This window comes from Leadbettera azotonutricia ZAS-9 (genome assembly GCF_000214355.1).
Classification (GTDB): domain Bacteria; phylum Spirochaetota; class Spirochaetia; order Treponematales; family Breznakiellaceae; genus Leadbettera; species Leadbettera azotonutricia.
Genome location: NC_015577.1, coordinates 1,363,456 through 1,388,075, shown reverse-complemented (window position 1 = coordinate 1,388,075; position 24,620 = coordinate 1,363,456). Strand labels below are relative to the sequence as shown.

The following is a 24,620-nucleotide window of genomic DNA, read 5'->3' as shown; positions in this document are numbered from 1 at the left end:
TATAAGGAGGAGCGCTTTTATGGAAGAAGAGTTACCGGGAAAAAAAGAAGGCGATATTCCTGCGGATGAGATTCAACCTGAACCTGTGGATTTTAGCCCGGAACCTGCATTGGAGGCCCCTCAGAATAGCGCCCCTTATGAAGAATGCGCCCGGCTGATGAACGAAATACAAAACCAAATCCTTATGATCACATCAGCCCAGGATAAAAATGATCAGGACATGATCCAAATCCACAGGGATTTTGCAGCATTTATGCGGATTCAGGATAATATGCAGGCGGAACTTGAACAGCACCGCAGCGGCCTGTTCAGGCAGCTTCTTGATCCGGTCTTGTCGGCAATAAGCCGCATTTATGCAGATTATGCCAATAATCTCGAAAGGCTTGAGGATCAAAAGCTGCGCAAGAATTTTGGCAATATGTTCGGCGATATAGAACAGCTATTAACTGAAAATGGCGTAGAAAGCTATTTAAGTGTTATAGGCGGGCAGGTTTCAAAACGCTACAGCCGGATTCGCGGCAAAGTTCCGACAGCCGATAAGGAACTGCACGGCACGGTAGTAAAAAGTTACAATACCGGTTTCCATATCGGCCCCCGGGTTCTTGTCCCTGAGGCTGTGGATGTATATTTTTTTGACAGCACCATAACTAAGGAGGAATAATATGGCTACTTACGGCATAGACCTTGGCACGACCTATTCTGCCATCTCTACATTGGATGATAATGGCAAGCCTGTTATCATTGAAAATCAGATTGAGGGAAAACCAACCCTTGCGTCTGCGGTTTATTTCCCTGCAGATGAGAGCGACACCCCTGTTATCGGAGACATAGCGAAAAATTCATCCGAACTCGAAGGAGACAGGGTTATTCAATTCATCAAGCGCGACATAGGCAAGGCGGATGGCCGTACGTTTAATTTCGGCGGCATAAAGTATAACCCTATCACCCTGTCTTCCCTCATACTCAAGCGCCTTTCCGAATATGCAAAAGAGCAGGGCCATGATGTCCATGATGTGGTTATCACCTGCCCTGCGTATTTCGGCATTGAAGAGCGCAATGCCACAAGGCAGGCAGGCGAAGTAGCTGGTTTTAATGTTTTAAGCATCATAAACGAACCCACTGCCGCAGCCTTGAATTATTGCGCCCGGGAGTTTAAGGAAAATCGCACCATAATGGTATATGATCTGGGCGGCGGCACCTTTGATGTTTCAATTCTTAAAATGAGTGTTGACAACAATGATGCCGCGAATATTGATATAATTGCTACCGATGGCAACGACAGGCTGGGCGGCAAAGACTGGGACGACAGGCTCTTTCAGCATCTATTGATTGCCTATTGCAACGAGAATGGGACCACGCCGGAAGATTCCGATGTGGGGCTTAAGCAAGCCATACGGAGCAATGTCGAGGGAATCAAGAAAAAGCTCTCCCAATTGGCTTCCACAAAAGCAACTATAAGTTATAACGGGGATACTACAAAGCTTGAGGTTACCCAGGAACAGTTTAATGATATGACCAAAGACCTGGTCGCTCAAACAACCGGTTTTATAGACAGCATACTGGGTAAGTCAAAGCTTAGCGAACAGGATATTGATATCGTTTTGCTCGTGGGCGGTTCTACATTCATGCCCATGGTTTTTAACACCATCAGTGAACGGTTCCCTAATAAGGTCCGCAGGGAAGATCCGGATTTGGCAGTTGCCAAAGGCGCGGCATTGTACGCGGCCATGAAGGTAAATGAACAGCTTTTGGCTGAAAACCCAAATGCCGGCAGTGCGGGGGACAAGAGCGGGGTTCTTCCCCTAATCGGAAAACCCATGAAAGTAAATGATAAAGCCCCTCGTTCTTTCGGCCCCGGCGTTATGTTTGACAACGAATACAAAGTCGACAACCTGATATTGATAGGCGAAGATTCCCCTGTTGAGGCTACAGGGAACTACGCTACTATGGCGGATAATCAGCAAGAGATACTCATACGGGTATTCGAAAACTCTTCTGATGATCCAAACAACAGGCAGCTTGTGCCATGCGTAGACAGCGAAGGCAATGAGCAATACACCGATCCTGCGCTGAAAATGAAAAAGATTGGAGAATTGACACTCGGCCTGCCGACTCACACACCCAAGAATTCCCCGATAGAAGTTACCTTCAAACTGGACCCAAGCGGCCTCTTTGTAAAGGCTGTCAACAGCAAGACAGGGGATACAGTCGAAACTTCGCTGATTTCGGATAACACCCTTACTGAGGAAGAGCTGAAAAAAGCGACCACAGCCCTTGCTGCAATAACAACTACGAGCGAAGCATAAATCATGGTGGTGGGTATAGATTTAGGCACGACATTTTCCGCAGTAGCGCTTATAGACAGCAATACAGGGCTGCCAAAAATTATTCCCAACAGGGAAGGCAGCAATACTACGCCGTCTATTATTCAGTTTACTGATGAAGGCCTGGTGTTCGGTTCGGAAGCGAAGGATGCTTTCGATGCCGGGGTCGCCGATTGCGCGGCAAGCTTCAAGCGGAATATGGGCCTGGATAAAACCTACTGCACCATAGGGGGCAAGGATTATACTGCCGAGGATCTTTCTGCCATCCTTCTGCGCCATCTAAAAGAAGATGCCGAGTTTGTTATGAAAGAGCCGATTGAGGAAGCGGTAATAACCGTGCCGGCTTATTTTTATTCCAAAGAACGGGAAGCCACCATGAAGGCCGCCCGCCTGGCGGGTTTAAAAGTCCGCAAAATTATCAATGAGCCCACTGCTGCCGCTATTGCCTATGGCCTTAACCATTGGAGAACCAATGCCAAAATACTGGTTTTCGATTTAGGCGGGGGCACCTGCGATGTTACCCTTGTGGCAATGGAGCGCGAAAACGATCTTTCCACAATTGCGACATCCGGGGATCATATCCTTGGCGGCAGGGACTGGGACGCCATGCTTGGCAAGCTTATGGCGGAAAAAGTATTGGACGAAACCGGCATTGATCCACGGGAGGATCAGGAAACCCTCACCCTGGTAACAAGGCTGGCTGAGTCTTGTAAAAAGCAGCTATCCCAAAAGGCATCCGTTAAAATCCCCGTGAGTATCCCCGGGTTCGGGCAATGCACAATCGAAATTAAACGCGAAGAATTTGAAAACCTTACTGTGGCTTTATTGAATAGGACCGGGACCCTTTGCACAACAGTCCTGAAGGATGCAGGCGTACGCTGGCCGGATATAACTGACATCCTGCTGGTCGGCGGTTTAACGAGGATGCCCCAGGTATCAAATTACCTTCTTGGCCTATCGGGGAAAAAACCAATATCCCATGTAAACCCCGATGAGGCAGTGGCTCTCGGCGCGGCAGTTCAGACTGTCCTAAAAGAACCTGTTTACACAACCCTTGCAGCCATCCCGTCAGGGGCAAACAGCAGGGCAAAAAAACCTTCGGGCATTAATACCGCCATTGGCCAGGAGAAGCGCATATCCAATATCACCCTTCTTAAAGTCAGCGATGTTACCACCCATGCAATGGGCATTATCGCGATTAATCAGGAAGGGACAGAGTATATTAACGAAACGATTATACCTGCCAATAACTCCATACCGGTAAAATCTGCCCGGGCCTTCAAATTTTATACAAGTTCCAGGGAAGAAAACGAGCTGGAAATCTATGTTTTGCAGGGCGACAAAAAGCCCCTGGATTGCGTGATACCCTATAAATTTGTGGTTTCGGGAATTCGCCACGTCAATGGCGGGCAGACGATTCTGCGGGTTCAGTACAGCTACGATCAGAACGGGGTAATACATGTCCAGGCCCGCCAGGATAAAGATACCGTTGACTTGCCTATACACAAAGAACCGGTGCCCGATGATATGTCAAAGTATGGGCGGCCCCTTGACCCGGAGGAATTCAAGGCAAAAGAAGAAACATTCGTCATGCTGGCAGTCGATGTCTCTGGCAGTATGAGCGGCGCGCCATTAAAGGACGCTCAGGACGCTATGTGCTCCTTTGTCAGTCAAATGGATATGTCTGCAACACAGGTTGGGGTAGTTGCCGTATCGGATAATTCTGAAGTTGTCCAACACCTCACATCCGACGCCAAAAAATGCAGCGCCGCCATCAGGCACATTAGCTGTGGCCAGACAGGATATGGAAATTCTGCCCATCCTTTTACGGAAATCAGGAATGAGCTGTCCGGCCGGAGGGGCAGGCGTTTTGCCATTATACTGGCCGACGGTGTATGGGATGCTCAGGATAAGGCGATCACGGCGGCAAAAAAATGCCACTCAGAAAATATTGAAGTTGCGGCCATTGGGTTTGGCGCTGCAGACGAATGTTTCCTGCAGAATATTTCTTCGTCTAACGCAAATGCCCTGTTCGTATCCCAGTCCGAATTGACAAGAACCTTCGGCAAAATCGCCCAAAGCATGGGAAATAGTACCGGTGCTAAAGGGAGGGATAAAGATACCCTGAATACGGATACCTGGGAGGAATCTATTTAAAATGGCCAGGCAAAACTTTTTTGAATTATTGCCTAGAATAATATTTGATCCTCCCGAAAAAAATGCAAAAAAGATAGAAATAGAAATCAATAATTTAAGAAAAGAAACAGAAGCCCGGCTTCAGGCGGAAACGGATACCAATGAAAGAAAAAAGCTTGACGAAATAAAAAAACTCATAGGGGACGAGAAAAGTCCCGGTCCACTGTGCAAGGTTATGAACCCGGCCACGGAGGAATACAAGGCTGAAGCGGCAGAAATGAAGGAAAAAGCTGTCAGTTCCTTAAAAGGCATAATTGAGATAACCGCAAGCACTGGAAATCGTACCGTTACAAAGGGGAAGATTAATTCATACCGGAAAACCCATCGCCTGAGCAAGGAATCGGTAGAAGAAATATTTCAGGGTGAAGGTTTCACCATTATTGAAACTAAAGGCACCCTCCCTCAGCTTCTTGAATCCGTTACACTGGATACCATAAACAGGAATATTATTTCCTTGCAATCCCATAAGGACCCCCAGGGCGCTGATTTAACGCAAATCCGCGATTTGTTTTGGTTCACTGCCTATATAGAAAATAATTTAGCAAAAGGCTCATCCTATGTTTCCATGAATACGGTAGATATAAAGAGCGCCCTACAGGTAAAGGCGCCGGAATATACCCGGCGCAGCGATGATATCGGCCATGTTCTATCAACCCTCTGTTCGACAGGCATCACTCAGGTCTTTAACAGCGATGACAACCGGAAAAAATATCAGAATTCCCTGCTCTACGAAAATTTGCGGGACTTGTTCAACACACTGAAAAAAACAATCGAAACAACACGAAGACTACCCGAATTCGCCGAATCCTGCATCAAGAAAATCCAAAAGGTTTTCCCCAATTATGATGCGGCTCTTGCAATCTATAATAAAGAAGCCCTTCTTTTGGAAGACCCCTATGAACCGGAACAAATCATAATAAATGTTTCATGCACCTGCGGCACGGATTCCACATTTACCAGCTTTGAAACCGCAAAAAAAGCCAAATGCCCCGCATGCGGAGCCGCTCTTTACATTCCGTGCCCCAAATGCGGCGAATTTGTTCCTACCCGCACTGAATATTGCCCAAAGGGAAATTGCAGCTTTTTTATAGCCGGGGTCAAAAACTTTGGGATGTATTATGACGCGGCAATTGACGCCCTGGAACGCTTTGACCTTGTTGAGGCGCAAAAGGAATTTGGAAAGGCCAGGAATGCCAATCCGAGGGAACCCCGATTGGGTTCCCTGGAAAAAAGCCTGAAAGAGGCCCTGGCAAAATATGAAAAGCCCCTGGAGGAAATTCGCGCCTTAATTGACAGCAAAAAACTGCAAGCTGCAGCTTTCAAAATTGCGGACCTCCGCATAAAACAGCCGAAATTGGATATATCTTCCTTTGAGGCGCCTGTAAAAACCCGGATTGAGAAGGCAAACAAGCTGTTTGCATCCACTGCATCAATGACCCCGGTTCAAAAAGCCAAAATCTGCATTGAAATCCTAAATGACTGTGCCGACTATGCAGCTGCCCGGGCATTTTTGGCAGCAACTCCGCCGGCGCCCCCTCCTATGCTCACCGCAAAGCCCGATCCGGCAACCGGGAATTGCGCCATCTTATGGGCCCCATCCCCGGATGAGGCGGTTAAATATTCCTTGGTCCGCAAGACAGGCGGCATCCCGGCCAATATTCATGACGGCGCCATCCTTTTAGATGATCAATTTTCCCTGGATTTTCAGGATAAAAACATTGAGCCTGGAATCTTATACGGTTATTCAATATTTGCCAAACGTTTTGATATCACCTCCAAAGGAACCGGTGCCACAGCCGCATCATACAAAGATATTGATATAGCAACATTAAAAATTGAGACCGGAGAACGCGCCTGTTCCATGACCTGGGATTTGCCCAAAAATTGCATCGGCGTACGCATTACCCGGAAAGATGGCAGCGTCCCTTCGCTTAATGATAATGCTAAAAAATTATCCGACAATGCCCAGCGCAGTTTTAATGATGCAAATTTAATATGCGGACAGCGTTACGGATACCGGCTCCAGGCCCTTTATTCAGATAATTCGGGAACAATTCCGTCTGCGGGCTTAACTTTTACAGTCCTTCCCGAGCATAAGCCCAAACCAATCAGGCTTTCCGTTAAAAGAGATGGCGAAAACAGCCGCCTGGCATGGGATCCTATAGAACCGGGATTTGATCTTAGATTTGTTATGTTAAATGAGAATGCTGTTATCCAGGAAGGCCAGACATACAGTGACAACGATATCCGTTCTGCCGGGAAAGTAATTATTACAGGCCGGGCAGAAAATGGCTCTGCAAGCATTAAGGTAAAAGAAGGGACTTTTTTCAATGTCGTGTGTTTTTCATCCTTCGGGAGCAGCGGGATTGCCAGCAATACAGTATTCATAAACAGTTGCAAACCCTGTGAATTGGCCGGAAAGCCCCACTTGGAGAATACAATCCTGTATTTTACCCTTAATACGCCATTGCCCGATAATATGTCCTGCATATATTATTTCGCCAGAAGAAAGACTGATAATAATGTTCCCTGGGGCAGCATAAAGGACATCCCCGAAATGACAAGGATATCTGTGGCAGCCTGCATGAAATCAAACGAGATAGCGGTTCCGGGAATTACCGAAGATATGGATTATTATATAACATTTATCACCGCATATGAGACAGGGAATAAAATACAATATGCGGAACCGGTAAAAAAACGCTTCAGCAACAAGCGTCCAGCGGCCATCAATTGGGGTGTTAAGCGCAAGCTCTTTTCCCAGGAGGTTGAACTCATCATTGAATTCAGGGCAACTAATTCCATTACCACATTGCCCCCGCTGGCCCTTTGCTACAGCTCAAATAATTCCATGCTCCATTCGCCAAAGGATTCGCATGCTATTGAGCTATATGCTACCGGGGAACTTGAATATAAGCCAATGCAGCAGGTTTCCCTCAATTATATAGTGAATAAAAATATCCCAAAGGGAACCTATTTAAGCCTTTTTTTAAGAAATGAGGATTCAGTTGATGAATACCGCACAGGCTTTATCGAAAAGTTTACCGGCCAGATTTAAAATCTGCGGAACTATAATAGTACAGGAGGAGACTGGATATGAAAATAATTTGCCCCTACTGCTTTGGCAGCATTGATAAGGATGACCTCTTATACCAATGTGGATCTTGCGGTCATAATTCAAAACCAACTCTTATAGAAAGGGCAACTAAAAAAGTAACATGCAAAGAATGCGGTAAATTGGCGTTCAAAATTTTATGCCCGAAATGCGAAGGCGAACTACCGCGCGATATGATTTATACACCAAATCTGCTTTTCAGCATAGTCGGGGTGTCAGGGGCAGGGAAAACAAATTATATAACCGTAATGCTGGAAGAGCTTCGAAAGACCGCAAATTTGCAATTATCTATAGCGCCGCAAAACAAATACACCCGTGAAACCCATAGTGCAAATCGGCAGTTGATCTACGAAGAACACAAAAAACCCGGATCAACCAGAAGTGGCCAACCTACCCCGCAAATCTGGCGCATCCAAAATCTTAACCGCCAGGCGTTCAATACCATTAAGACCTATACTTTCAGTATTTTTGACGGAGCCGGCGAGGATCATGAAAATATTGACGAAAATTCGCCTGAATGCCGTTATATCTCAGTTTCAAAGGCCATTATGGTTGTTATTGATCCTATGATACTTCAGAGCGTAAGAAATTCGCTCGATAAAGAAGTATATGAAAAATCCATATCCGGAGTAGGAGCTTCAATGTATAAGGATTCGAGCGATGTTGTTCATAATATAGCTTCTTATATCAAAAGCTCCCGGGGCCTCAGGTTTAATCAGAAGATAAATGTGCCTGTAGCGGTGGTTTTTACAAAAATGGATGCCCTTATGCATGAATTCAGAAATCGGCCTGTATCTTCGCCAAGCCCCCATATCGATTATTTTCATGAAAGCGATTCCAGGGCAGTAGACAATGATATACGAAGCTGGATGCAGGATAAAGGCGAAACTGCGTTTATCAATGGCTTGGAGGCAAATTTCAACGAATTTGTATTCTTTGGGGTGTCCAGTTTCGGCGCAGTCCCCGTTTCAATTGACCAATTAAGTCCTATCCATCCACACCGTGTTTTGGATCCTGCATTATGGCTTTTTGCCAAAAATAAGTTTATAGATTCTAAATAAAAATATTATCCCGGGAGGAACGAGCTATGTTGAATGAATTGATATATACAAGATGCGGAACAGGCAGGGACATTCTTAAAAAAGGCGGCCCTATTTCCAATGAGGGGTATAAATTCCATTCATGCAGCGAAGAAATGTTTCATGACGGATCAATCCCTGATTTGCCATTCCTGAAGAATGCAGCCAGTATAGCTCATCCATTTTCCGAACCCGATTTTATTGACGATGCTTATTTATACTTTGTTCCGGAAAAGGGCAAGCCCCTGTTTCAGAATTTTCACCCTATCCCCAATTCCAAAGGAAGATCCGGTAACTACATTTCCCATATTTTCGCCGGGGATCTTGCCGCTTATCCCTGCGAAGCTTTCGGAAGCAGGGATTGGGATGCCAAGGATAAAAGCGAAGATTACTATTACGGATACAGGGAAAACCTGCCTCCGTTTTTACCCCAAAGAAAAACACCATTACAGCCGGGGGCTATAAATTTTGAAACAACCGGAAAATTCATTTCCCAGGAACGCACTGAACTTTTAAAAGCCGCCGTATGGTTTCTTTTCAGCCAGTATGCCCTTCCCCCTGGGGAAAGAAAATACCTTATAATTAAAGACACCACCAAAAATATAGAACTCTGGATTGCGGCTATTGAATATGCTTTTTCTCCTGAAATTGCCTGCACAATCCCGTTTGCTACAAGGATGTCTGATGCAGCCGCAACAGGCGGCACCAAAGGGAACCGGTACAGCATAGGCAACAACGGTCTTTCCTGCGCATTTACAGAACAAAATTCCCAAAAACGGCTTAAGGCAATGATCATTGGCATTGATATACGGGATAGCGCGGCCAATGCCATGCGTGTCCTGCCGGCTTCTCCCTATTGCCTGCTTGATGGCACCCAGAACACCTTCTCATTTGAGGCCGATGCCGACATTGACAACGAATACTATACCGCCATTACCCGCTTTGATCAGGTTCATAAATCATTTTGCGGTTTTCTATCCGGGATTAGTGATATTGGAATATCCCCCGATATATATAAACTGTATTCTGCCTATAATTATATCTTTTATACCGATGACAGTGCATGGGTTTGCGAAAACCTTGTTGAATATCTTGAATTGCTGCTGGAAAAAGACCACAATTTATCAGCAAATAACATGCTATCCAAAAAGCTTGTTTCCAATATAGGGCGTTTAATGCAAAGAGACGAGGCAAGTGGATACCGCCTTATTGATTGCATGTATAAAATGGGAGAGGCCAATGAAGAGGAATTGTGCGGTATCGCATTAAATGCTTTTACAGGCAAACTGGCCAAAGGCTCCCCGTCATTAATGCAAAGCTTTGAAAATTTAAAAAAGCAGCCCTTTGCGCCTATAGCCATAAAGAAACTTGTTAACGAACAATATGCAGTGCAATACGGAAAGATACTTGACACCGCTAATCCAGACACCATAGAACAGATATTATTCATATATTCCTCGTGCCTTCAAACCCTTAAACAGCCAGGAGACGAAAACTGGAATAAGCTTCTTATAAGTGCGTTGAATCAAGGGATTAAATTAAAGAATAATAAAATTTCCAAACATATTATCGAAACTTATATCGATACTATTGCAAAGGCAATAAAACTTATTTTGCCCCTGGGGGAAAAATACCGCACTGATGCCAATACATCCAGTTTTTTCTGGGGTTGTGTTACCGATGTATATACAGACAAATTTTCCATCAAAGATATTGACGTTTTTTGCCACAGTCTTTTTGAAAAAGGGTTTACCGGGCGGGTTGAATATATTCTGATCGTAAAAATGCAGCAGGGCACAAAAACAGACGATCTCTATGCAATATTCCATGCTCTTTACAAAAACCCCCTGCCCTACCCACATGGAAGGGCATTCTTTAAAGAATATATTAACAGGTCAGATATTTCGCACTATTCAACAATACTTGATCGTCTGGAAACATCAAACCTGAACGAAAAGGCCAAACTTGAGCTTTATGAACTAATTGACAAAAAACTTCCATTAATAATCAAGCCAAGATCCCCCGAGGATGCAGTTGAGCGGAAACTTATGAGCCTGGCCTCCGGGGAAACAAACTATTCCCGTTCTGCCTGCGGGGTATTATTGGCAAACCTCCAACAATATAGCGGACAACCGGATAAATTAACTGCCATCCTTAAAGAAAACATGGGGAGTAAAATATCCGTTGATTTGGATTTTACAGAAACTATCTATTGCAAAACACTAATTGATAAAATTGTCCCTGCAATAAAAACTGATGCCCAGCATGCGATGTTATTATCAGTGTTCAAATTCCCCGGAAATGCTTTTGAAGAATATGCAAAAAAATACCTTGATAAAATAACGGACATTGTTTCTAAATCCCCTGCAAATTTTATAAGCATTCTACAATTACTTGCTTATAATCCACAATTGGATAATGATGAATTAATGAATCAGATTTGTTCAGCTATTGGCGAAACATATTTTCTATCTCTTCAAACCAAAATAAGGGCGCAGCTGCCAATATCATATTCCAAAGTGTTTTCGAATAAACTAAACGAAAATTTACAAATGCTGACAGATAAACAACCTGGTCTAAAAAAAATATTTTCCAATATGCTGGTTATTGCTCGGAAAGAATATGAAAATAATGGATCCCTGTTAAAAAAATTGGGGAATTTCATCTTTGGAAATTGACAGGACGGGCGATTCAGTCATCCCTGCAATATTAACGGCAATATCTCCCAGTACCGTAAGCTCTATTATATCGCGGGGGGTAAAATAAGTCATGCCCTTAAGGCGCCTCCAGGACTTGCCAAGAGCGCTCAAAACAAATATGGGGTAGATTCTCCTCCTAACAACCCGGTATTCATGGGCATAGGCCTTCATGGCTTTATTAATCGAAAGGAGGAGCTCTCTCACCCGCAATTCGAGGAGATTCAGCTGAAGCAGGCTCTTTTTAAGTGCGTCAATCTGAGAAAGAAGCCCCAAGGTACCTGCCTTAAGCTCCCTGCGGTTTGAATACGCGTCGCTGGGAACAGGCAGGGAAGCAGGATCGAGGCTGGGGAGTTCTCTTTGCTTTTTTTGGGAAGAAGCCATCTGCCCTTGAGGAACAAACCAAACATTCCCCTTTCCCGGCAATAGGCCAAGCTCATTGCGCTGAAAGGGGGTCAGGTGCTTGGTGAAGCGGGCTGCCTTTCCAAGTTCCCGAAGGGTCCTGCGCCTTAAGCCTTCAAGCTCTTCGAGGAGGAGGCACAGACGGGTTTTGCGTTCTTCGTATTTCGCGTGGAGTTCCTTGAAGCCCGCCCAGAGAAGGCGATACTCCCCAAGCTCCTTAAGGAACCTGTCTGAATTGTCCATTGCTTCCTAAGCGGCTGGAGCAAAGACGGTATGCTCCACCAGGCGAGCCCGGCGGGTAAGTTCATCAAGTTCCGCCTTGCTCAAGGCAGGGACTGTCCCGTTGTATTTCTCCACTATGGAGATGCCAAGCCTCAGCATGCGAACATCCCCGGGGCTTACTGCTGTATGCACATTTTGGGTCATGGTAAAGCGCAATGCAAGCTCCGCAAGTTCGGGATCATCAAAGATGGGGCGGTACCAGCATTTGGGGAAGCCGTCTTCTTTAGGCTCCTTGGCCCATTTTGCAAGGCCCTTGATGGCAACCCTGCCCATGTTCTGCCTGGCTGCTTCTTTAAGGGCTTCCTGGCCCAGGCCGTTCTTTATCCAGCAGGCCCAATTGATGGGGAAAAGGAGGGTATCGAAAACGCCGGTAGCCATCAGCTTAAGGGCCACTGAATCGTGATGGGTGGTAAGCCCTATGTTCCTCACGAGGCCTTTTTTCTTGGCATCCACTAGCACTTCAAGAGCGCCGTTTTTCCCCAATATTGTATCCACATCATTTGGCTCAACACCGTGAAGCTGGTATACATCAAAATAATCCGTATGGAGAAGCTTGAAGGATTCTTCCAGCGCAGCCTGGGCCTCGTCCCTGGTTCGCTTTTCGGTTTTGCATGCCAGATAGATCCTGGAACGGTGGGGGGCAATGGCAGGCCCAAGAATGTTCTGGGCATTGCCGTATGAGGGCGCAACGTCAAAATAATTAATCCCGTGTTCGATAGCTTCGATAACTATGCGATCCGCTTCAGCCTGGGGGGTGTCCCTCACCACAATGCCGCCGAACGCAAAAGCGCTGATTTCCAGCCCTGTTTTACCTAAAATTCGCTTTTCCATACAACCTCCATTCGTTGTAAAGTTTAATGAATATGCCTGTATTGGTCAATTAAATCCATGGCCTGCCCCTTACTCAATCCAGCCCTTGAGAGCTTCATGGGCTTTTTTAAGCTCGTCGATTATAGCGATATGCTGAGGGCATTTCTTTTCGCAAGCACCGCAGGCAACACAATGGGAAGCATCGCCATTCCCCTTGGTCAGAAACATATAGCTCCGCCTGGGCGGATCAAAGCTGCCGAACATTTTGCCGTCGTTGTAACGGGCAAAGACCTGCGGGATTTGCACGCCCTGGGGGCAGGGAAGGCAGTATTCGCAGCCAGTGCAGGGTATAGCCGTAAGGGATTCGTACTTTGATTTTACCCTGGAGAGAATTTCTTTTTCTTCATTCGTGAGGCAGCCGGGGACCACGTCAGGTTTGGCGAATATTTCGATATTGTCCTTGAGCTGTTCCATGGTTGTAACACCGCTCAAAATCGTGCTTACCTCGGGGTAATTCAACACATGGCGGAACGCCCATTCCACAGGGTTACGCTTAACAGGGTATTCATTGTAAATGGCCTTTACCGAATCAGGGGGGGTAGCAAGGAGGCCTCCCCTCAAGGGTTCCATGATCACCAGGGCGCAGCCTTTTTTGCCTGCTATGCGTATGCCTTCCTCGGTTGCCTCGTTCTTTATGTCGATGAAATTCTGCTGGATCTGGCACATTCCCCAGTCGTAAAACTCCAGCACTTCCTTAAAGCAGGGGAATTGACCATGGTAGGAAAAACCTATTGCCTTGATAAGCCCCTCGGAACGGAACTTTTCATATTCTTCGATGACCTTTTCTTTTTTGATATCTTCCCAGGTGGACTTCCCGATGTTGTGGATGAGGTACACATCAAGGTAGCTGGTCCTGAGTTTCTTGAGGGTGTTTTCCAGATTGCGCCGGGCATTCTCGAGTATGCTTTTCCCGCCCCCGGACTTAAGATCCGCCATTACCCCAAAGGGCTGCTTGGTGGCAATCTTGACCTTTTCGCGGCGTCCCCCTTCAAGGGCTTCGCCAAGAACCTCTTCGGATGTTTTATTGTGGTAGCCGTAAGCTGTATCAAAATAATTAACCCCGTGATCCGCCGCATAGCGTATCATCTCAAAAGCTTTTTCCTTATCTACCTCTGCCTCGCTTTTGGCATTGATGAGCCTGGGAAGCCTCATGCACCCCATGCCAAAAGCAGAAACCTGATAGCCCAATTTCCCATAATTCCGGTATTGCATTCCTTCACCTCTCCTGAAAAAATTATTGAATTTACTATAGGGCTTAAAGTTAACGTTAAGTCAACCCTTCGCGGGCGGGCGAGGCACGTAATGCCTCAAAATAAAATCTAACCGAAAAGAACGGCTGCCTCACAATAAAAATCTAACCGTAGCTAAATATCTTCAAGAGCCGAAGCAGCAAGGGACTTCTGGCTCTGAAGCTCGAAGAGAGCCATCAGTGCATGGTTGACCAGGCGTTTCTGCTTGACCGGATTGAGACGGGCAGCCCTGCGTCGAAGCTCGTTCTTAAAAATATCAGGAAGGTCAGGGGATTCCAAGAGGCGCCTGTAGGGCGACTTGGGTTTGTCGTACACCTTCTTGACCCTGGCCCCTATCCGCTCCTTGGCGATTATTTTTTCTGAAGGGTAAAAATAGTTGAGCAGGGGACAGAGATGGCGGTAGACCTCGGCCAGGGCGTCTCTGGCCTGGAGGGTGTCATAGCGATAGTACCCCACGGTCCTGCGGACGGTCATGTCGTTTTTCTGCTCCACGAAGCAGTTGTCGTTCTTGTGGTAGGAACGGCTGCGGGTGAACTGGACGCGGTGTTCGTCACACCATGCCTTGAGCTGGTAATTAATGAACTCCCCGCCGTTATCGCTGTCGATGCCCAAAAGGGGGAAGGGAAACTGGGAGGGGAAGAGAGACACCTCCTCTTTAACCCAGCGATGGGCCTTGTTGAGGAGGGCGCGGAGCTCCACCCAGCCTGAATAGACATCGGTGGCATTGAGGGTACAGCAGAACTCGCCTGAGGCGTTTCCGCCGTCATGAACCACCGTATCCAGCTCAAAAAAGCCCGGTTTCCTCTCATCCCAGGCATAAAAGACACGGATGGGGATCTGGTGCTTGAGGAGGCCGCCGGGCCGTGTGGCGCTCCGTCCTTTTAATTCCAGCTTCTTCCGTTCAGGCTTGAGCTTCCGGTCGATGGTGGCGGGGCTTATGGCAAGCAGCTGCGCCTTTACCTCCTTGGTGATGCCAAACTCCTTGCAGGGATTGAGGAAAGGCATCTGTTCCCGGAGGAAGGGGGAAAGCCTTTTCCCGCACATGTAATCAAAGAACTCCCAAATCAGTTTGAGGGCTTTTATCGTTGCCGCCTGGTAGACCGGCTTCCGCCCTCCCCCTGCTTTTCGTTTTTTAAACGCATCGGCCTTGAGCTTAACAACCCTTCCGGCCAGTCTGACCAGTTCCGTTCTCCCCCAATTCGCCAAAAGGTGCAGGGCGTATTTCCGGTTGTACCCTGTGTTCTGGACAAACTCGTCCAGGATAGCGGTCTTGCCCTTTTTCCCGGCTTTGCGATACCGCATGCTGATTTCTCTGGCAAGCGCCTGTTTCTCTTTCATCGTTAACCCCATTGAGCCCTCCGGTACCCTTGTTACCGGATATAGGCTACATAATTTGGGTTAGAATTTTATTATGAGGCATTCCCTGTTTTGGGTTAGATTATTTATGAGGCAACGCGAGGCATTGAAATCTCCCATGCCCTGTTGTATAATCATTTTACCATGAAAGCATTATTTGTAGGCGGCACAGGCACCATCAGCACCGCCATCACCAGGAAACTGGCTGACCGGGGCTGGGAACTCTGGCTCCTCAACAGGGGGAACCGTCACAGCATACTCCCCGCCGGGGTAAACGAGATCACCTGCGACATCAACAACGAAGAGGAAGCAGCGGAGAAGATCAAAGCCCTGAGCTTCGATGTGGTTGCCGATTTTATCATCATGACGCCCCAGCAGGCTGAGCGGGATTACCGGCTTTTCAAAGGCAAGACCAAGCAGTATATCTTTATAAGCTCGGCCTCGGCCTATCAGAAGCCCCCTTCCAGCTACCGCATTACCGAGGGAACCCCCCATTCCAACCCCTTCTGGGAATATTCACGGAACAAAATAGCCTGCGAGGAATTCTTTTACCATAAGTACCGGGAAGAAGGCTTCCCCATCACTGTAGTGCTCCCCAGCCACACCTACGATGAGCGGAGCGTGCCCCTGGGCATACACGGCAAAAACGGAAGCTGGCAGACCTTGAAGCGCATGCTCGAAGGCAAACAGGTGATCGTCCACGGCGACGGCACAAGCCTCTGGACCACGACCCATTCGAGCGATTTCGCCGAGGCTTTCATTGGCCTTATGGGCAATGCCCACGCCCTGGGCGAGATGGTGCAGATCACCTCCGACGAAGTCCTCACCTGGAATCAAATATACGGAACCGTGGCGTCCATCCTGGGTGTCCCCCTCAAGCCCGTCCACATCTCCAGCGAATTCCTCCACGCCGCAGGCCCTTACGATTTCCAGGGCGGCCTCATAGGCGACAAAGCCAACTGCGCGGTCTTCGACAATGCCAAACTCAAAAGCCTTGTACCGGGTTTCACTGCCATAATCCGCTTCGACCAGGGCGCCCGGAAAACCATCGAATACATGCTGTCCCACAAGGAATGCCAAAAAGAAGACCCCGAATTCGACGCCTGGTGCGACCGCATCATCGATGTCCGGGAAAAAGCTTTGGCTGAACTAAAGAGGTAGCGGGTTTACTGCTTCATTTCTTTCGTCTGCTTCTTTAAAAAGAACAGGGTCACCAAAAAGAGCACGGGGAATACTATGCACACCAGTATGCCCGCCCGAATGCTGCCCACAGCATCGGTAACAAGGCCCACGATCCAGGGGCCGGAAGAACAGCCCATGTCGCCCATGAGGGCCAGCACCGCAAAGAGGGCAGCGCCGCCCATGGGGAAGCGGGCGCTTGAAAGGGAGAAGGCGGCAGGCCACATGATGCTCACGGCGAAACCGGTCAGGGCGCAGGCTATGAGCTGCACCACAGGATGGGGCACCAGGGTGATGCCCAGGTAGCAGAGTATGCAAAGGATGCTGCAGAAGAACATATAGGCGAAAAGGTTCATCTTACCGCCCCGGAGGCCATGGATGACCCTGCCCAGGCCCATGAAAAGCGCAAACATTGCAGGGCCAAAAACATCGCCCATGACCTTGGGAACCCCCAGGGCTTTTTCCGCAAAGAGGGAGGCCCACTGGGCTACCGCTTGCTCGCTGGCGCCCGCGCAGAGCATCATGAGGAGGCACACAAAGAACACCGGCGCCTTCATCATGCCCCGGAGGCCCATGGCGTCTTTTTCCGCTATGGCGGGCACTATGGGCACCTGGGCTACAAGGAACATGTTTGCCAGGGGAATTACAGACCACAGTACAGGAAGTATATACCAGCGATCAAGGCCGATAATCGACAGTAAAAATGTGGACACCAGTATTACTGCCATCTGGCCCCAGCAGTAAAAAGAATGGAGCAGGCTCATGGCAGCGGGCTTCTGTTCCGCCTCCCCCGGAATGGCGTCCACCACAGGGCTTACCAGCACTTCCAAAAGCCCGCCTCCGAAAGCATAGACCACGACTGCCATTATCAAGGCGGTATAAATAGGCGTGATGAAGAGGGGCAGCACCCCGAGGAGTATGAGCCCCAGGGCGCTGGCTGCCTGGGCTATGACAAGAAGCTTCTTATACCCGATGCGCGCCGCAAACTTGATGCAGAAGGCATCCACAATGAGCTGGATAAGGAAGTTGAGCATAACCAAGGAGCCAAGGCCCGCATAGGAGATATTGTATCTTTCGGAAAATATGATGAAAAACAAGGGCGCCAGATTATTGACTATGGCTTGAACCACATAGCCAATATAGCAGGCGTAGCGGGTGTGTTTGTACGTTAACAGCGCGGCATCCTCCGGTATTGATTAAAAACTATCTTCTTCCAAATCTGAATCTTTGGTATTGGCAATGGCATTGTCCAGGATTTTCTTCTTCTGATCTTTCATGCCAAGGTAAATAATAAACCCGAAGAATGCCAGGAGCAGCGCAAGGAAAATAACCAGGCCGGTAATATTGGTGTTCTTTGCCGGCGGGGCTGCCTGGGTCAGGGCTGGAGCATCATAGGGGCCAGCCGGGCTAACCCCGGAGCCGGAAAACAAAAAGAAAGCGCAAACCGCCAGTGCGATGCCGCTCAAGATCAAGGCCCCCAAAGCCGCCAGCTTCAACGTCTTCGACGACTTCTTGGACAAAAAGAAGTACACAATCACGACCAGTATGCCTACAGCCAGGATGCCTAAAAAGATTAATCCCATGGCGATCATGATACCACAGACTTATTTTATGGACAACATGCTTCAATTCCATTACAATAATGCAATGGAATCCCGGGTTGATCGGAAGAAAAAAGAGGCCAAGGGGCGCATCCTTGCAGCCGCGAAACAGCTTTTTGCCGCTGAACACTCATACGGGGAAACAACCATCCGGGAGATAGCCAATAAAGCCGATGTCAGCATCGGCACGGTCTATTCTCATTTCAGCACCAAGGCCCAGATTCTTTCCGAGCTGATCTCCATAAACACGGACCGCATTAAGCTCAAGATGCAGGAAGCCATACCTGCACAGGCTGCCGGCGCCGAACAGATGGAAGCCTTTCTGTTCTTTTTTGAAACCCTCCGCAGGGATCCGAATATCGCGCTCTACTTCAGGCTGCCGACCCTCACCGGACAGCCCGGCAATAATGCCGGCATGGAACAGGAATTTTCCGGATTCAGGGCTATACTTACCGATATACTGCGCAAGGGAAATGCCGACGGGAGCATACGTCCCCTCAAAGACCCGGATATTACCGCTACCATCCTGATGAATATTACCCTGTCCTTCATTTTCGATCTGGAATTCGAGACCACGCCCTTTGCCCATATCCCTATGCTCCATCAATATGACTCAGATACAATATTTTCAGGCTTTTACGATCTGATCCGGAACGCGCTGGGTATTGAGCCCGCTGCTGGCGCCGGGCGCAAATCCGGAGCCAAAGGGCATGTATTGAAAAAAAAGATCAGGTAGTGTATCGTAGATGAAAATTTACCGTTAGAGAGGTGTATTATGGCTTACAAGGTTGGAGATGCGTGCGTTAACTGCGGTTCCTGTGACAGCGAATGTGCCGTGGAAGCAATTTCCGAAAAAGACGGGAAGCGCTGGATCGATCCCGGAAAGTGCGTGAGCTGCGGCGCATGCGCCGGTGTCTGCCCCACCGAAGCAATTGCTGAGGAATAGTGGGCGGCTTTTTGACGAGCCAAGGCAAGGGTAAACCCTTGCCTTTTTTTTATTTCCTCTTGTTTGTTCTGCCCCTCCTGGGGGCTGGTGAAAACGGCAGCCTCAGCCTGCCCCTCATTTTGCGCCTTGATTCGCGGGATGCTATTTTTAAGCAATACCTTTCTGATGTGGAAACGGCCAGGAAACGGCTTTTCCTGGCCCAAATTCCCCCTGAAGCCATGGCGGAGTCGCTCACGGTCTATGCCTATGTACCTTTGGAAAGTGATGATATTTTGGGCCTTGCAGCCCGCTGCAACATACCCTACGCGGCCCTGGCAACCCTGAACCGGCTTTCCCATCCCGAAGACTTGAAAAACGGGGAGCCTCTGCTCCTCCCCTCTTCCCCGGGATTGTTCATACCTGAAAAACCGGGGAACGATCTTGAACGGCTCCTCGGCTCCTCCCAAAGGGAAGAGGGGGTGTGGCTTTTCATCGGGGCAGGGAAGACCAAAACCCGGTTTCGCTTCCTGCCGGGTGAGGATTTAAGCCCCACCGAAAGGGCCTTTTTCCTCAACAAGGGTTTTCACTATCCCTTGGAAAATTTCCAGGTTTCAAGCCCTTACGGGCCAAGGGTCAACCCGGTTACAGGCCGTCCCGGGGTGCACCAGGGCCTGGACCTTGCCAGCCCGGAGGGGGCCGAGGTTTATGCTGCCAGGGACGGGGTGGTGAACGAGCAAGGCAACGATCCCGTCTTTGGGAATTACATCATCATAAGCCACGGGGACAACTGGGTAAGCCTTTACGGCCACCTCTCAAAAATCGAAACCACCTTGAACCAGGAGCTTCGATCAGGTAACCTTATAGGGAGGGTAGGTTCCACAGGACAGTCCACAGGGCCCCACCTTCATTTCGAACTCAGGCAGAACGGCAGGGCCAGAGACCCCGGCAGGCTGCTTGGGATCTTTCGCTAGCTGATTTTTTAAGAGCAGGGAAAAATGAAGCTCCGCAGGGTACTTTTAGTATGTTTATGCCTCGCAAACTTTAAGCTCTATGCGGAGCCTCTCCGCATACTCAATGCAGGGATCATTGTCATATCCCTGGATAACCTTGAAGGCTCAAGCCTCCCCCTCACCTATACCTCCACAGCGGCAATCCAGCTTTCCGGGGACATCAGGTTTTTCAGGGGAGTGCAATTGGAACTCACCGCCCCCCAACGTTGGATTTCTTACAGCGGAAGCCTCGGCGTGCTGCTCTACAACAATCTCTCAAACCTTCCGGCCCAGGGGGTTGCTGACATAGAAGCCAGGCAATTGCATATCGAGGCCATGCCCGGCAAAGTCCAAAGCACCTGGCAGATACCCCTAAGGCAAGGCCATGGACTCAGGGCTTCCCCGTATATAATGATACCCACAGGCGTTGTAGCCCCCTCCACCTTTCCCCTGCTTTTCAGGCTCATGCCGGTTATCAAGGGGATAAGCGAGGAGATAGAGAACATGGTGTTCCGCCTGGCGGCCAAGCCGATATTGAGCGATGAGGGGGCGGTTAAACTCGTGCTGCATTACCCCGAGCAGCTGCCGAAACAGCCTGTGTCCATCCTCATTGATGACAAATTGGTGGAGAATCAGGATGAGGAACTACTCCTTAAAGAGGGGGAACATAGCCTGGTGCTGGTTTCCGAAGATTACCGCAATGAAAGCCGCCGTTTTGTGGTAGAACGGGCAAAAGTCCTCGATGTCCAGGTGGAACTCCAGGACCCTACCCCCCTCATACTCTTTGAATATCCTGAAAATGCCCGAATTTTCCTGGATAATGTGCTGGTGAGAGATCCTCAGCTGCCCCATCCTGTGGAACCCGGATTCCACGAGGTCCGTTTCCAGGTGAGCGACTATTCTATCATTCGCCCTGTAACGGTGCAGAAGGGAAAAACCTACAAAATAGCCCTGTCGGTGGATGTTGACATCACAGAAGACGATTAATTTCCCGGATTTTGTGCTTTTTATTAAGAATTTGCCTGTCTGCTCCGATATTTTAAATGTCGGAACTATAGTTCCCCTCCCAAATCACTATATTTCCGATTGCCTCAAGGGCAGGGCTGGCTGCGGTTTCCGCGGTCAGCCTTTTTTTAGAGCCATGCAGTACCTTTCAATGGGCGCCTTCCATGGAAAACCTTGACAAATAGCCTTCCTTTACGTAAGCTCTTATTATAGTGCAAAGTCCTTCCATACTATTTGCTATCCTTATCCGCGCATTGGCAGCCCTTACAGTGGCTGCGGCGGTGGTTATCGGGATAGCCCTGGGGCTGTCCCTGGCTGAAACTTCCAATATCAAGAACCAGGAAAACTTCATAGACTTCGCGCCGGCACTGCCGACTAAAATAATGGACATCAACGGGAACCTGGTGACTGAATTTTCAGCTGACGAAAAGCGGGAAATGATCTCCCTCAACGACCTTCCCCGGCACCTCATCTACGCGGTGCTGGCGAGGGAAGATCCGGATTTTTACAACCACAAAGGTTTCAGTGTCAGGGGTATTGCCAGGGCCGCCTTTGGAAGGCTCATAGGCAAAAACTGGGGCGGCGGCTCCACCATCACCCAGCAGGTAGCGGGTACCCTCTACACCGACCGGAGCGAGTACACCATCACCCGTAAAATACGCGAACTCTGGTGGGCCTTCCAGATGGAAAGGCGCTATACAAAAAATGAGATCCTCGAAATCTACCTCAACTATATGATCATGGGCCCCGGGGTTTACGGGGTAGAGACCGCAAGCCAGTATTTCTTCGGCCACAGCGCAAGGGAAATCAGCCTGGCTGAATCGGCCCTCCTGGTGATCCAGCTTTCAAGCCCCACCCGCTACAATCCCCTGAACAACCCCAACGACGCCATGGACAGGCAGCAGGCTGTCCTGGACCGCATGATCGAATTCGGCTATACCACACGGGAAGAAGCGGATGCTTCCTTTAGCGAGTATTGGGACAATTACGATTATACCCGGGCTTCCATCGCGGCCTACTATAACCGCGAAGACAAGGCGCCCTGGTTCTCCGAATATGTGCGCCGCGAACTGGACGGCATGATGTACGGCACCATGGATTACTACCGCGATGGCTATACCGTATACACCACCCTGAACCTCAAGCATCAGGAAGCGGCGGCAAAATTCATGGCCCAGGGTCTTGCGAAGGCCAATGCGGAATACACAAGGTCTTCCGGATCCAGCAATGTCCAGGCGGAGCGCACCTATATTCCCATAGTGGATCTTCTGGCCCTCTACTTTAATATCGAGGATATTCACGATGCTTCCAGCACGCAAAGCGAATCAAAGGCCATGGCCCGTTACACCAAGGTCATTAATCCGGTAATAGATTTGGCAGCCCTGGCCTTCGGCATCTCGGATCTGAAACCTTTGACCAATACGGGTTTTGCCGCCCTTAAAACCAATACTGAACAGAACGTGGTAGAGGGCGCCCTTGTTTCCATAGAAAACGAAACAGGCTACATTACGGCAATTATCGGGGGTTCCAAGTACGACGAATCCAACCAGCTCATCAGGGCTACCCAGGGGAACCTGCAGCCCGGAAGTTCTTTCAAGCCCCTTTACTATTCCGCAGCCATAGACAGCCGTAAGCTTACCCCCACTTCCCTTATCAACGATGTGCCCATAGTATTCCACAACGAAGACGGCACCCCTTATCTGCCTCTCAATTTCAGGGGCGAGTGGAAGGGCTCTGTCCTGCTCTATGACGCCTTGGCCCAGTCCATGAATGTTCCTTCCCTTAAGGTCCTGGACACCATAGGATTTGACGCCGCCATAAACCGGGCCTCCGCCCTTCTGGGCTATACCAGCCCCGACGACATACGCCGCATTTTCCCCAGGGTGTACCCCCTGGGTCTTGGCATTATCTCGACATCCCCCTTAAGAATGGCAAAGGCTTTTGCAACTTTTGCCAATCAGGGCCGGGAAGTAACACCTATGGCCATACGTTCCGTAGAGGACAGAAGCGGAAAAGTGGTGCTGGATATAGAGCGCGATTTGAGGCTCAGGCAGCGGCGCCTCGGAAACGATATTCAGATCATCAGCCCCCAGAATGCGTACGTTATGGTCAGCATGCTCAAGAAAACAGTTGAACAGGGTACTCTTGCGGGTCCCTCCCTCAACCCTGCGGACAACTGGAGTTATAAATTCAGCTTCAAAGACGAAAACGGCAAGAATTTCAGAATGCCCATGGCGGGCAAGACCGGAACTCCCCAGAACTGGTCTGACGCCTGGACTGTTGGGTTCTCGGCTTACTACACAACCGCTATCTGGTTCGGCTTTGACAAACCCGGCAACTCCCTTGGCGTCAACCTCACTGGTTCTACCTTGGCAGGCCCCGTATGGGCAGACTTTATGCGCGAGGTTCACCAGGGCCTTGCCTTTAAAGATTTTGTGCGCCCCACTTCGGGCATTATTGATGTGACGGTCTGCGCTAAGTCGGGGCTGTTAAAAACCGCCGCCTGCAACCAGGGGGATGTCACCCTCCCCTTCCTCGAAGGAACCCAGCCTAGTCTCTACTGCAACATACACGGCAATACAGGTTCCGTAGAAGTGAATCTTGAACGTTTAAGATCCGACACCCTCACCATTGACGATGCGGATCTCCTTAAAACCCTTACCATGCCCACCCTGCCCGCTGAATACCAGGAGCGCACTTCAAACAGGAATAGCGCTAATACCAACAGAAATTCTTCTGCCAGAACCAATAGCAGGAATTCCACGGCTTCCGGCAGGAACAGTACTTCCAGAAACAGTAATACTACTGATTCACAGACCATGCCGACTGATCCGGTCCCAAATAATGGCCTGGAACTGCCGGCTTATAACCCGTTATTGGATTAGGCAAGCCAGAATGCAAGTTTCCATAGAAGATATAAAGGTGAAAAAGAGGATACGCAAGGATCTGGGGGATATAGCTTCCCTGGCGGACAGCCTCAAGCATTTCGGGCAGATCAATCCCATAGTAATAACCAATGACAATGCCCTCATCGCAGGGGAAAGAAGGCTTGAAGCTGCCAAGTCATTGGGCTGGCGTACCATCAACGCGGTAGTGGCTGAATTCCCCGACAAGCTTTCCAGGCTGGAATATGAAGTTGAAGAAAACATTCAGCGCCAGGATTTTAACACTGAAGAAATAGCCGAAGCTACCCGGCGTATTTACCGCCTTAAAAACCCTTCTTTTTTCCGCAGAATACTCAACGCAATCATAAGATTTTTCTCCCGCCTTTTCAGGGCAGGAAAGTAGGCAGGTCGGCAAGAAAATGAATCTTTTCGTAAAATTAATCCACAAAATCAGATACGCAGTTGA

Annotated in this window: 19 protein-coding genes; 13 read left to right on the top strand and 6 right to left on the bottom strand. The window is 48.9% G+C overall.

Annotated elements, in window-relative coordinates:
* The first annotated feature begins 19 nt into the window (after positions 1 to 19).
* The 6 genes from grpE to TREAZ_RS05910 all read left to right on the top strand — a co-directional run bounded on the left by grpE (position 20) and on the right by TREAZ_RS05910 (position 11,392).
* On the top strand, positions 20 to 661 hold the full coding sequence (gene grpE / locus TREAZ_RS05935; RefSeq protein ID WP_015710913.1) for a nucleotide exchange factor GrpE: 642 nt from the start codon (positions 20 to 22) through the stop codon (positions 659 to 661).
* A gap of 1 nt (position 662) precedes the next feature.
* Positions 663 to 2,306 carry an Hsp70 family protein gene (locus tag TREAZ_RS05930; protein ID WP_015710912.1) on the top strand — a complete coding sequence of 548 codons (1,644 nt, stop codon included), beginning with the start codon at positions 663 to 665 and terminating at the stop codon, positions 2,304 to 2,306.
* A gap of 3 nt (positions 2,307 to 2,309) precedes the next feature.
* Positions 2,310 to 4,481: an Hsp70 family protein gene (locus tag TREAZ_RS05925; RefSeq protein ID WP_015710911.1), complete on the top strand. Its 2,172-nt coding sequence runs from the start codon at positions 2,310 to 2,312 to the stop codon at positions 4,479 to 4,481.
* 28 nt (positions 4,482 to 4,509) lie between these two features.
* Entirely contained in the window at positions 4,510 to 7,578 is a 3,069-nt protein-coding gene (locus tag TREAZ_RS05920) for a hypothetical protein (protein WP_148257719.1), read from the top strand.
* 38 nt (positions 7,579 to 7,616) lie between these two features.
* Positions 7,617 to 8,696 carry a TRAFAC clade GTPase domain-containing protein gene (locus TREAZ_RS05915; RefSeq protein WP_015710910.1) on the top strand — a complete coding sequence of 360 codons (1,080 nt, stop codon included), beginning with the start codon at positions 7,617 to 7,619 and terminating at the stop codon, positions 8,694 to 8,696.
* A gap of 695 nt (positions 8,697 to 9,391) precedes the next feature.
* On the top strand, positions 9,392 to 11,392 hold the full coding sequence (locus TREAZ_RS05910) for a hypothetical protein (protein WP_148257717.1): 2,001 nt from the start codon (positions 9,392 to 9,394) through the stop codon (positions 11,390 to 11,392).
* Here the strand turns inward: TREAZ_RS05910 and TREAZ_RS05905 are convergent.
* The 4 genes from TREAZ_RS05905 to TREAZ_RS05890 form a co-directional block, all read right to left on the bottom strand.
* Positions 11,357 to 12,055 (bottom strand): hypothetical protein, encoded by a 699-nt coding sequence (locus tag TREAZ_RS05905; protein ID WP_015710908.1) that lies wholly within the window; start codon positions 12,053 to 12,055, stop codon positions 11,357 to 11,359. The genes TREAZ_RS05910 and TREAZ_RS05905 overlap by 36 nt on opposite strands.
* A 6-nt stretch (positions 12,056 to 12,061) precedes the next feature.
* The gene (locus TREAZ_RS05900; RefSeq protein ID WP_015710907.1) at positions 12,062 to 12,925 is read right to left on the bottom strand and encodes an aldo/keto reductase; all 864 of its coding nucleotides are present in this window, start codon (positions 12,923 to 12,925) and stop codon (positions 12,062 to 12,064) included.
* A 69-nt stretch (positions 12,926 to 12,994) separates the two neighbouring features.
* Positions 12,995 to 14,176 carry an aldo/keto reductase gene (locus TREAZ_RS05895; protein WP_015710906.1) on the bottom strand — a complete coding sequence of 394 codons (1,182 nt, stop codon included), beginning with the start codon at positions 14,174 to 14,176 and terminating at the stop codon, positions 12,995 to 12,997.
* 152 nt (positions 14,177 to 14,328) lie between these two features.
* Positions 14,329 to 15,564: an integrase catalytic domain-containing protein gene (locus tag TREAZ_RS05890; RefSeq protein ID WP_015710904.1), complete on the bottom strand. Its 1,236-nt coding sequence runs from the start codon at positions 15,562 to 15,564 to the stop codon at positions 14,329 to 14,331.
* A gap of 150 nt (positions 15,565 to 15,714) precedes the next feature.
* Here TREAZ_RS05890 and TREAZ_RS05885 point away from each other — a divergent pair, with 150 nt between their 5' ends.
* Positions 15,715 to 16,731 carry an NAD-dependent epimerase/dehydratase family protein gene (locus tag TREAZ_RS05885; RefSeq protein WP_043923334.1) on the top strand — a complete coding sequence of 339 codons (1,017 nt, stop codon included), beginning with the start codon at positions 15,715 to 15,717 and terminating at the stop codon, positions 16,729 to 16,731.
* Between the two features lie 5 nt (positions 16,732 to 16,736).
* Here the strand turns inward: TREAZ_RS05885 and TREAZ_RS05880 are convergent, their stop codons facing one another.
* Together TREAZ_RS05880 and TREAZ_RS17690 are read right to left on the bottom strand one after the other, a co-directional pair.
* On the bottom strand, positions 16,737 to 17,879 hold the full coding sequence (locus tag TREAZ_RS05880; RefSeq protein ID WP_201764787.1) for an MFS transporter: 1,143 nt from the start codon (positions 17,877 to 17,879) through the stop codon (positions 16,737 to 16,739).
* Positions 17,880 to 17,945: 66 nt separating this feature from the next.
* Positions 17,946 to 18,332, bottom strand: a complete 387-nt coding sequence (locus TREAZ_RS17690; protein WP_169312611.1) for a hypothetical protein — start codon at positions 18,330 to 18,332, stop codon at positions 17,946 to 17,948.
* Here TREAZ_RS17690 and TREAZ_RS17335 point away from each other — a divergent pair.
* From TREAZ_RS17335 to TREAZ_RS05840, 6 genes are all read left to right on the top strand, one after another.
* Positions 18,310 to 19,086: a TetR/AcrR family transcriptional regulator gene (locus tag TREAZ_RS17335; protein WP_169312610.1), complete on the top strand. Its 777-nt coding sequence runs from the start codon at positions 18,310 to 18,312 to the stop codon at positions 19,084 to 19,086. The genes TREAZ_RS17690 and TREAZ_RS17335 overlap by 23 nt on opposite strands.
* Before the next feature lie 39 nt (positions 19,087 to 19,125).
* Positions 19,126 to 19,296 carry a DUF362 domain-containing protein gene (locus TREAZ_RS05865; RefSeq protein WP_015710900.1) on the top strand — a complete coding sequence of 57 codons (171 nt, stop codon included), beginning with the start codon at positions 19,126 to 19,128 and terminating at the stop codon, positions 19,294 to 19,296.
* Positions 19,297 to 19,334: 38 nt separating this feature from the next.
* Positions 19,335 to 20,246: a M23 family metallopeptidase gene (locus TREAZ_RS05860; protein ID WP_245535099.1), complete on the top strand. Its 912-nt coding sequence runs from the start codon at positions 19,335 to 19,337 to the stop codon at positions 20,244 to 20,246.
* A gap of 24 nt (positions 20,247 to 20,270) precedes the next feature.
* The gene (locus tag TREAZ_RS05855; protein ID WP_015710898.1) at positions 20,271 to 21,251 is read left to right on the top strand and encodes a hypothetical protein; all 981 of its coding nucleotides are present in this window, start codon (positions 20,271 to 20,273) and stop codon (positions 21,249 to 21,251) included.
* Between the two features lie 272 nt (positions 21,252 to 21,523).
* Positions 21,524 to 24,154 carry a penicillin-binding protein 1A gene (locus TREAZ_RS05845; protein ID WP_245535098.1) on the top strand — a complete coding sequence of 877 codons (2,631 nt, stop codon included), beginning with the start codon at positions 21,524 to 21,526 and terminating at the stop codon, positions 24,152 to 24,154.
* A 10-nt stretch (positions 24,155 to 24,164) separates the two neighbouring features.
* Complete coding sequence (locus TREAZ_RS05840) at positions 24,165 to 24,557, top strand: ParB/RepB/Spo0J family partition protein (protein ID WP_015710895.1); 393 nt, start codon at positions 24,165 to 24,167, stop codon at positions 24,555 to 24,557.
* Positions 24,558 to 24,620 lie beyond the last annotated feature (63 nt).